The following is a 9,459-nucleotide window of genomic DNA, read 5'->3' on the forward strand; positions in this document are numbered from 1 at the left end:
TATGATATCTCTCTATCTATTCTCTAAGCATTTCTCAGCACCCTTAATAGCTAGATCCGCTATTCTCTTTGCAATCTCCTCAACCCCTATAAACCTATCCAGGATCTCTAGGAGTTTGCCGAGGGATACATCTGCCTGCCAGATCACATTGCTACCGCTATCCACGGGCTCGATCCTTATGGTTAGATCTGCTTCGTAGCTGGATCCAGCTGCCTTCCCGCTAACCCTATACCTAGCTATATTCCCCTCCATCGATACTAGGGTTATTGTTAGTGTTGATGTTATGCTGCTTATCTCCGGTATGCCAGCATCTGATATATCGAGCCTAGCTCTAGCCCTTATGCTCCTATCATCTAGTTTCTCATAGCTTATAACACCTGGTATGCACTCTGCGAATCTATTGGGTTTCTTCAGAAGCTCTATGAGATCCTCTGATCTGTGTTGGGATAGAAGCTCTCCCGAGATCCTCCTCATAAGACCCACCCAAGATCCTTTCTACTCAGCATGCTTATATGATGAGCTATAACCCTATATATTGCTCCGCATAGCCTCTCATAGTCGAGGAGCTTTTTATCACATATACCCATCACCAAGGCTTTGAACCCTGGATCCATATCAGCTAGATCCTCCTCAGAGGCTTGGCGAAGCCTATAACCCCTTGTCCTAGAGGCCTTAGAAGACCCTAGGATCTTCGATGCCTCATCAGATACCTTCTCAGCAATAAGCCTTCCCGTTGTGAACTTACCCCCAACCACTGAGACCATATTTCGGGGCTCCACATGCCTGAAGATCTTGAAGTCCCTCGTAGCCTCTCTACCAGCCCTAGCACCCTCGGCCCTTAAAAGGGGTCTTATGGAGTGATATACCCTGGTATAGCCGATCCTCCTGATCATTGGAAGCATCTTGGATCCCTCCTCGATGAGGAGCTCGATCTCATCCTCATCAGGCTCAACATAATCCGGATCCTCAACAACCCTCGCCGTGGTTCCAACTATCGATGAGCCTGAATATGGGACAACTATATCCCCATCTGATGGGGGTCTAAGCCTATTTATAACCCTCCTCGATAGCCTTGCTGGGATAACTATCATAGATCCTGCCGTAGGCATGATATCTATGCTGGCTCCAGCCATAGAGGCCACCTTACCAGCCCAAGGCCCAGAGGCATTGACTATCAGCTCTGCTCTCAAACTTCTCAGCGATCCAGATATATTGTCTCTAACAGAGATCTCCTCAATAGATCCTCCAACCACCTTGAATCCAACAACCTCTGCATCCTCCAGGATCCTAGCACCTTCTATATATGCTGAGAGGGCTACGCTCCCAAGCATATCTACAGCCCTTACAACCATATCAGGAACCTCTACAACAGCTCTTAAGGATCTGCTGAGATTCGGCTCCTCCTCGAGGGCCTCGCCAGGGTCTACAAGCCTATGGGATATACCTGTGCTTCTAAGCCCTTTTAAGAAATCATCTAGATAGTCCTCATCCTCCTTCTCAACAGCAACGAAATAGCCACCTGTATTCTCAATAGCGTGTTGCGCTACCTCAGACAATATCTTGCTCTCCGAGGCGCATTCAACAGCTGCACTAGGATCTCTTACAGCGTATCTAGCACCGCTGTGGAGCAATCCATGCATTCTCCCGCTAGTCCCACTCCCTATGGTTCCCCTCTCTAGGAGGACTACTTTGAAGCCTCTCAGGGTTAGATCTAGAGCTGTATAGAGCCCTACAATCCCTCCTCCTATTACGGCTATATCGAACCTCTCTATATGGGTAGCCAACTCATACCCGCCTCTATCCTATCCCTCGATGCCATATGCCCATGGAACCTCCCTAGCCCATCCAAGGGCTCTTTTAACCGCTGCCCTCCACCCGGCGTAGAGCTTCTCCCTCCTCTCGGGATCCATTAATGGCTTGAATACCCTGTCTAGGGCCCAGTTAGCCCTTATCTCCTCTAGATCCCTCCAGAACCCGACTGCAAGGCCTGCTAGATATGCCGCTCCAAGGGATGTTGTTTCAAAGACCTTTGGCCTCCAAACCTCTATCCCAGTTATATCTGCTTGGAACTGCATTAGGAAGTCGCTCTTAGCAGCTCCCCCATCCACCTTTAGCCTCGGTATGCTCCTCCCCGTATCGCTTATCATGGCCTCGAGCACGTCTCTGGTTAGATATGCTATAGCCTCTAGAGTGGCCCTCGCGATATGCTTCCTCTCGGTCCCCCTTGTAATACCTATTATAAGCCCCCTGGCATACATATCCCAATAGGGTGCTCCCAGCCCTACGAAGGCTGGGACGAAGTATACTCCTCCTGTGTCGCTTGCAGACTCGGCCAGCGGGTTGATCTCTGCCGAGACCTCTATTATCTTTAGCCCATCCCTGAGCCACTGGATCGCAGCCCCCGTTATAAATATACTACCCTCAAGGGCATAGTATGCCTTGCCAGGCTCTGTTGAGTAGTATATCGTTGTCAGCAGGTTAGCCTTGGATCTCACAGGGCTTCTCCCAATGTTCATGAGGATGAAGTTCCCCGTGCCATATGTTGATTTCACCTCACCCACATCGAAGCCCGCTTGGCCGAATAGAGCTGCCTGTTGATCCCCTGCATCCCCTGTCACAGGGATCTCGGCGCCCCCTAAGATCCCTGATACCTCTGGGCCTGTGTAGCCGTATACCTCTCTATCGCTTGAGGGCCTTGGCAGGGGGAGCATCTCCTCAGGGATCTTTCCTTGGATCTCCAGCAGCTCTCTATCCCAATCGAGCTTCTCTATGTTGAACAGCATGGTTCTAGAGGCATTGCTATAATCAGTAACATGAGCCCCTCCCCTCTCAGGTGTGAGGTTAGATCTCCCGCCCCTTGTTAGGTTCCATATTATCCATGTATCTATTGTTCCAAAGACAGCCTCGCCCTTGGAGGCCTTCTCCCTAAGACCTGGGACATTGTCTAGAAGCCACCATATCTTTGTGCTGGAGAAATATGCATCCGGCACCAACCCTGTTTTCTCCTGTATAGTTTTGAAGTAGTTAGCCCTTAGATAGTCAACCAGGCCTGAGGTTCTCCTATCCTGCCAAACTATCGCCCTATATAGTGGGACACCTGTTCTGGGATCCCAGATTACTGTTGTCTCCCTCTGATTCGTAACCCCTATAGCAGCGATCTCCCTTGGATCTATCTTGGATCTCTCGATCACCTCCTTAATCACAGCCTTAGTCTTCTCCCATATCTCCATAGGATCATGCTCAACCCACCCAGGCTTTGGATATATCTGGGTATGCTCGAGATAAGCCCAACCACCTCTCGCAGGAACCCCCTCATGGGTTATCAACATGGCCCTCGTACCGGTGGTTCCTTGATCAATGGCTAGAACATATTTCTTCTCAGGCATAATGGCATCTCCATATATATAGCGGAAAACATAGATAAATGCGTTTCCATCACATGGGAGAGGCAATAAAATTTTTTTAGGATTATACACGTAGTTATCGGGGGTGGTCTTCATGGCAGAGCTAACCCCCTATGTAGCGGAGTTCATAGGAACCATGCTCCTGATAATCTTTGGAGATGGTGTTGTTGCAAACGCTCTCCTAGCAAGAACCAAGGGAAATATACTGGGTGGAACAACGGCTGGGTGGATAGTGATCACAACTGGGTGGGCCATGGGTGTAACTGTTGGGGTCTACGCGAGCTTCTGGGCCAGTGGTGGGCATATAAACCCTGCAGTAACCATAGCCCTTGCCTCGCTAGGTCTCTTCCCATGGTCTATGGTTCCGGGCTATATAGTCTCCCAGGTTCTAGGAGCGTTTGTTGGGGCGGTGATAGTGTATCTAGCCTATATGGATCACTTCAGAGAGACGCAGGATAAAGCTGCGAAGTTAGGGGTATTCTCGACGATCCCCCAGATAAGGAGTCTTCCTAAGAACTTCGTAACAGAGGTCATAGGAACCCTGGTGCTTATGCTAGGTGTTCTAGCAATAACAAGTAGACAGGCGGGTGTGCCACCATATCTAGCACCAGCTCTCGTGGGTTTCCTAGTATGGGGGATTGGCCTCAGCCTCGGGGGACCCACGGGCTATGCTATAAACCCTGCAAGGGATCTAGGCCCTAGAATAGCGCACCAGCTTCTACCAATACCTGGAAAGGGCTCCTCTGACTGGGTGTACGGGGCAACAGTGCCGATCTTCGGCCCGATAGTGGGAGCCCTACTGGGAGCCCTAATCTGGAGGCTATATACCTTATGATATAATATATATAATAATATATTTTATCCCAAGATCTTTAGATCTTTTTCCATTCTAGGTAAAATATTAGCCATATCTATGTTCAATAGCTTCAGGCAGTAATTCTTATACGTAGCCACCCTCTACCAGGCCTTCCACGTGGGAGATAGAGGCTCACTTTCCAGAGGCTTGATAACCCAGCATATCTGAGAAATCATCGATAAGTTTATTAGTGTGGATATCAGATCCCATGTGTTAGAGGGTGCATACTTCATGAGGAATGACAGCATGGAGGAGATCGCTACCCCCTATGCTTCTAATAGCCCTAGGAGGAGGGCTGTTGTCTTCCACGGCTCTGGCTCCTCTCCGAGCTCTGTTACTTGGCTCGCTAGAATCATTGGTGAGAGGGGTTTTGCTGTAGATGCTCCTGATTCGAGTGGTGATGTTATCCAGGTTGCTGAGGAGTATGCTAAAAAGGGTTTTGATCTATATGCAGGCCACTCCAGAGGGGGATCTATTGCTCTGATAGCCTCAGCCCTAGCCGGGAGAGGTGCTGTGATAACCGTGGGAACACCCGCAGACAGGCTTCTCCAGGCTAGATGGCTCTCCCTACACCAACCTGGGAGTGTTCAGAGAACACTCTATCAGGATCTAGAGAGGAGGCTTGGAAACCCGTGGGAGGATCCGATCCCCTATGATAGGACATCCCTGATCCGCTATACTAGATATGTGAGAGGCCCCGTGCTTATTATCCACGGCGATAGCGATCCAATAGTTAGGAGCTATCACGCAGATATCCTAGAGGACTTCCTAAGACTCTCTGGAGCCCATGTAGAGAAGATCTTGGTTAGAGGTATGGGCCATGCTCCTAGGAGGGAACATATAGAGATTATAAGAAGGGCTATCCACAGCTTTCTCGAAAGACACGGGCTATAGCTAGATCTTGTGAGTTATTTTCAAATCTAGATCGGATCCTCTGTATAGTGCTTCACAGCTGAAAGCTTGTCCATAGAGCGGTTTGAGATCAGATCTTCCTAGAGATCCTTGCCAAGGTCTAGAGGGCTCTGCCCCTATCTATTATGCTGAGGATCTCATCTACTATCTCCCCTGGCTTCTCATATATGAGCATATGCCCGCATCCCCTGAATATTTTTAGGGTAGCCCCCGTTGATCTTGAGAATCTCTCGAGATCTTCTTGGCTTACTAGCGGATCTCTATCGCATCCTATAATGGTTACCATTTTATTCGATAGATCGCCGACGATCTCTGCGAGATTTATGTCCTGGTTGTATCTATAGAAGCTCGCAATTGTCTTCACAAGATCAACTCTAAAGTGGAATCTCCATGCTATCCTCTCCACAAGGTATCTATAGATCTCCTTCTCCTCTATCCCAGGGGTGGAGTGCTTCAGCGTGTTAGCCATGATCTCGATAGCCTCCTCTGGATCTGATACCCTCTCCCATAGCGATGCGAGCTTGGAAAACCTATCTGGATCCCCCCTTACCATGGGTGCCAATGCTAGAGCGCCTAAGGCCCTCTCCTTTAAAAGGGCTCTAGCTAGAATCGCTACGGAGCCTCCAAGGCTTATACCCACTAGCACCGGTTTCTCAACACCTGCTCTCTCTACAAAGGATGCTATGCTCGATGCAAGCCTCTCTATCTTCATGAACTCCTCGTCATACGGGTTTCTACCTGAGAATCCATGTCCATCGAGATCCACAGCATATACTTCCAAACCCCTCCCCACAAGATCTTTATATACATCGCTCACAACCCATTGCATCATATCCCCTCCAAGGGTGTGGAGAAATATTATTGGAGGCCTCCTCAAACCCCCATCCCTTCTAAAGGCTATCACATGTGTTGAGATATCTATAAATCTAATCCCATCGCCAAGGATTAGGACCACCTAATCTAGAGATCCACTGGCAAGTATTTAGGGATGTTATTAGCAGGCTTCTCCTTATATTGCTTCTTCTAGAGAATTGTTTTGCTTCTCATTATTAGATTTGAAAACCCCAGTCCTTTCTAGGGATGGATAGGTTGGTGATAAGCTTTGTTGCTGATATAATTAGGGAATATCTACTATGTCCAGGGATCTGGGGTTTATCTCTGGGTTGAAGGCTTTTGATGTGGCTTCCGATGTTCCCACATGCTATGTGAATGATCCGCTTGCTATTGCTCTCAACATATTAGCTATGAAGAGGGCTCCTAGGAGGATTATACTTATAGATCAGGGGAGAAGGGTTAGAGGTGTGATCACAGCGCTCAGGATATTGGAGATACTACTTAGCTATAGAGGAGCCTCGCTCATCAGAAGCGAGGGTCTTACAAAGGTTCTGAGGGAAGAGGTCTATCTATTCGCAGATGAAGCCCCATATACTATGGAGATGAATACACCACTTCCAGCTGTTATCATGCATATGGGTGAGAACAACATATCTATGATCCCCCTCATAGATTCTGTTGGGGTATATAGAGGAGCTGTTACCGAGAAGCAGGTGGCCTCCCTAGCCTCAGGCCGCAGGCTCGGCTTAAAGGTCTCGGAGTATGTGGAGGACTACCCAATAGTCTATATAGTGGATAGCGTGCTCAGAGCCTCTGAAGCCATGATCAGGTCTCGGAAGGCTAAGGCAGTTGTTATAGATGAAGGTGGGAGAGCTGTTGGTGTGGTTACAGCATCTGATATCCTTAGAATGCCCCTTCTCACGGAGGAGATTATAGATCTGCTGAGGGCAGATGTAGAGGTAAGCGTTGAGAGGATCCTATCCACGATACCTGTGTCAAAGGTTATGAGCGCCCCAGCTATTACAGTTGGTGAGGACGAGGATCTAGGGTATGCTGCTGAGATATTCACAGCAAATGACATAGGTATAATGCCTATAACCAGGAGGGAGGAGGGTGGGAAGATGATAGGGGTTATTTCGAGGATGGGTGTTGTGAGGGCTCTTGCAAGGGTCTTGAGAGGAGGCTAGGAAAGGGTGGAGGGCTGTGTCAATGGCTATTGAGAGGAGGCTTGAGGATTACAAGGGTATTGTAGATGAGGATGAGCTTGAATCTATAAGGAGGCTTGCTAAAAGGGTTGAGGGCGCTAGGATCCTCCATGTGAACTCCACCAAGAAGGGTGGAGGTGTTGCTGAGATGCTGAGGAGCATAGTTCCCCTAGCCAATTCAGTGGGGCTTAGGGTTAGGTGGGATGTTATAGAGGGTGATAGGGAGTTCTTCGAGGTTACTAAGACCTTCCACAACGCTCTCCAGGGTAATAAGGGGCTGAGCCTGTCGAGGGCTATGGTTGAGAAGTACCTCGAGGTTAATAGGTTGAATGCTGAGAGGCTTAATCTAGATGCTGATGTAGTGGTTATACATGATCCACAGCCTGCTGCTTTGATAAGCTATAAGAGAAATGCTAATTCTAAGTGGATTTGGAGGTGCCACATAGATCTCTCAGATCCTAATCAGGAGTTCTGGAACTTTCTAAGGGGTTTTGTCTCTAGATATGATGGCGACATATTCTCCCATGGAACCTATATACCGAGGGATCTCACAGGTGTTAAGATCTATATCTCCCACCCATCAATAGATCCTCTCACGGATAAGAACAAGCCTCTAACCCCCTCAGAGGTAGAGGATATTATTAGGAGACACGATATAGATCCTGAGAGGCCTATAGTTGGCCAGGTAGCTAGGTTCGACCCGTGGAAGGATCACCCATCCGTGGTTAAGGTATATAGAAGGCTTAGGGAGAAGGTGGATGGCCTCCAACTAGTCCTCCTAGGATCCTTCGCAGACGATGATCCGGAGGGTGAGAGGATATATAGAGAGATCCTCAGAGAGGTTGGGGGCGAGAGAGATATACATGTGATCAATAAGCACGATGATCTACTTGTAAACGCTGTCCAGAGATCCATGGTATTCGCATTCCAACTATCCATCAGAGAAGGCTTTGGCCTAACCGTGAGCGAGGCCCTATGGAAATACACACCAGTAATAGCTAGAAGAGCGGGGGGCATCCCACTCCAGGTGATAGATGGAGTCACAGGATACCTAGTGGACACACTTGAAGAGGCATATGAAAGGGGCCTCCAACTGCTTAGAAAACCATGGCTAGCAAGGATCCTAGGCTCTAACGGGCATCAACATGTGAAGAAGAACTTCCTAATAACAAGAGACCTTAGAGACTACCTGAGAATCCATATAGACCTCGTCGGGATCTAACCATACAAGATAAAGACATCAAGAACATAACAAGGAGCAAAGCTAAGCTTTCAAAAATATTTAAAGAGCCCTGTATTAAACCTTAAAAATGTATCGATAAAATCACTTGTCATTCTAACTTACAAATGATATACATATACATCGGCATAGAGAGATCCAATATAGCTTCTATTACTCCCATAGAGAAGGGTTGATGATGAGTAGAAGTAGCTAGCCGATATCCAATAGCCCTTATTAACGTACTCACTCCTTAGCCTTACTTCTACGAAGAGTAACATATATTTGATTAGCCTGCTCCACCCCTATGGAGGCTCCTAATATTGGTGCAGCTGAACCAGCTATCTCGCAGACCCATCCCCATATACCGCATAGTATGCCCAGCACATCTACAGATCCAGAGAATATAGGGTAAGTGTTGGGTTCATTAATTACTGTGAATACATCAAAGTAGATATAGTTCTGGCTAACGTAGTCTTTACCCCATCTCCAGTTCAGCTTGTATTATCGAATAGAATCCTCTAGGACGCCTTGCCCATCATAGGGGGTTCTCGTCCTTCATAATATAGCTGATCATCTGGTTATTAACTATTGATGGTATCATCAGAGTCATATTCGCAAGGGTATCTGTAGGGGTTTGATGAGCAGAAACCCCAGGGACATGTCATCACCATAGATATTCTCCTATTCCACCTTACAGCTGAAAACCTACTCCTCTGAATGGAGAAGGGGTTAGATAACATCTCTAGTACTCCGCATATATGCTATGATTTTCTTGTTAGTGCTTCTACAAGTCTGTTTATTATCAGGTCTCTCAGGCTATCCATGCTTGCCCTCAACTGCTTCGTATCAGCCTCTAAACCCTCAACCCTTTTCTCTAAGAGCTCGATCCTCATTGTTAGGTTCTTCTCAACCTCTCCAATCCTTCTCTCAAGGTTTCTCCCAAGCTCTTCAACCCTTTTCTCGAGCATGTCCATCCTCTTCTCAATAAGATCCATCCTCTTCTCGATAGACTCCATCCTTGTTTTT

Annotated in this window: 10 protein-coding genes; 4 read left to right on the forward strand and 6 right to left on the reverse strand. The window is 47.7% G+C overall.

The features are described 5' to 3' along the window. Positions 1–12: 12 nt before the first annotated feature. The 3 genes from QXE01_02980 to glpK are packed head-to-tail and all read right to left on the reverse strand — an operon-like array spanning position 13 to position 3,386. On the reverse strand, positions 13–474 hold the full coding sequence (locus tag QXE01_02980) for an SRPBCC domain-containing protein (protein ID MEM4970200.1): 462 nt from the start codon (positions 472–474) through the stop codon (positions 13–15). Then, positions 471–1,784, reverse strand: coding sequence for an FAD-dependent oxidoreductase (locus QXE01_02985; GenBank protein ID MEM4970201.1), 1,314 nt, complete (start codon positions 1,782–1,784; stop codon positions 471–473). The genes QXE01_02980 and QXE01_02985 overlap by 4 nt, the downstream gene beginning before the upstream one ends. Before the next feature lie 18 nt (positions 1,785–1,802). After that, a complete protein-coding gene (gene glpK / locus QXE01_02990; protein ID MEM4970202.1) occupies positions 1,803–3,386 on the reverse strand; it encodes a glycerol kinase GlpK in 1,584 nt (527 codons plus the stop codon). A 112-nt stretch (positions 3,387–3,498) separates the two neighbouring features. Between glpK and QXE01_02995 the strand changes: the two genes are divergently transcribed. Next, the gene (locus tag QXE01_02995) at positions 3,499–4,239 is read left to right on the forward strand and encodes an MIP/aquaporin family protein (protein ID MEM4970203.1); all 741 of its coding nucleotides are present in this window, start codon (positions 3,499–3,501) and stop codon (positions 4,237–4,239) included. 252 nt (positions 4,240–4,491) lie between these two features. After that, a complete protein-coding gene (locus QXE01_03000) occupies positions 4,492–5,154 on the forward strand; it encodes a prolyl oligopeptidase family serine peptidase (GenBank protein ID MEM4970204.1) in 663 nt (220 codons plus the stop codon). A gap of 118 nt (positions 5,155–5,272) precedes the next feature. Here QXE01_03000 and QXE01_03005 read toward each other — a convergent pair whose 3' ends face one another. After that, positions 5,273–6,127 (reverse strand): alpha/beta hydrolase, encoded by an 855-nt coding sequence (locus tag QXE01_03005; GenBank protein ID MEM4970205.1) that lies wholly within the window; start codon positions 6,125–6,127, stop codon positions 5,273–5,275. A gap of 178 nt (positions 6,128–6,305) precedes the next feature. On the opposite strand from QXE01_03005, the gene QXE01_03010 reads away from it, so the two are divergent. Both QXE01_03010 and QXE01_03015 read left to right on the forward strand, forming a co-directional pair. Next, positions 6,306–7,193, forward strand: a complete 888-nt coding sequence (locus QXE01_03010; GenBank protein MEM4970206.1) for a CBS domain-containing protein — start codon at positions 6,306–6,308, stop codon at positions 7,191–7,193. 22 nt (positions 7,194–7,215) lie between these two features. Continuing rightward, positions 7,216–8,433 (forward strand): glycosyltransferase, encoded by a 1,218-nt coding sequence (locus QXE01_03015; GenBank protein ID MEM4970207.1) that lies wholly within the window; start codon positions 7,216–7,218, stop codon positions 8,431–8,433. Positions 8,434–8,676: 243 nt separating this feature from the next. Here the strand turns inward: QXE01_03015 and QXE01_03020 are convergent, their stop codons facing one another. Both QXE01_03020 and QXE01_03025 read right to left on the reverse strand, forming a co-directional pair. Beyond that, positions 8,677–8,817, reverse strand: a complete 141-nt coding sequence (locus QXE01_03020; GenBank protein MEM4970208.1) for a hypothetical protein — start codon at positions 8,815–8,817, stop codon at positions 8,677–8,679. 377 nt (positions 8,818–9,194) lie between these two features. Further along, positions 9,195–9,459 (reverse strand): hypothetical protein (locus QXE01_03025; GenBank protein ID MEM4970209.1); only part of this gene is annotated, 265 nt, incomplete at its 5' end.

It is taken from the genome of Sulfolobales archaeon (genome assembly GCA_038897115.1).
In the GTDB taxonomy this organism is placed as follows: domain Archaea; phylum Thermoproteota; class Thermoprotei_A; order Sulfolobales; family AG1; genus AG1.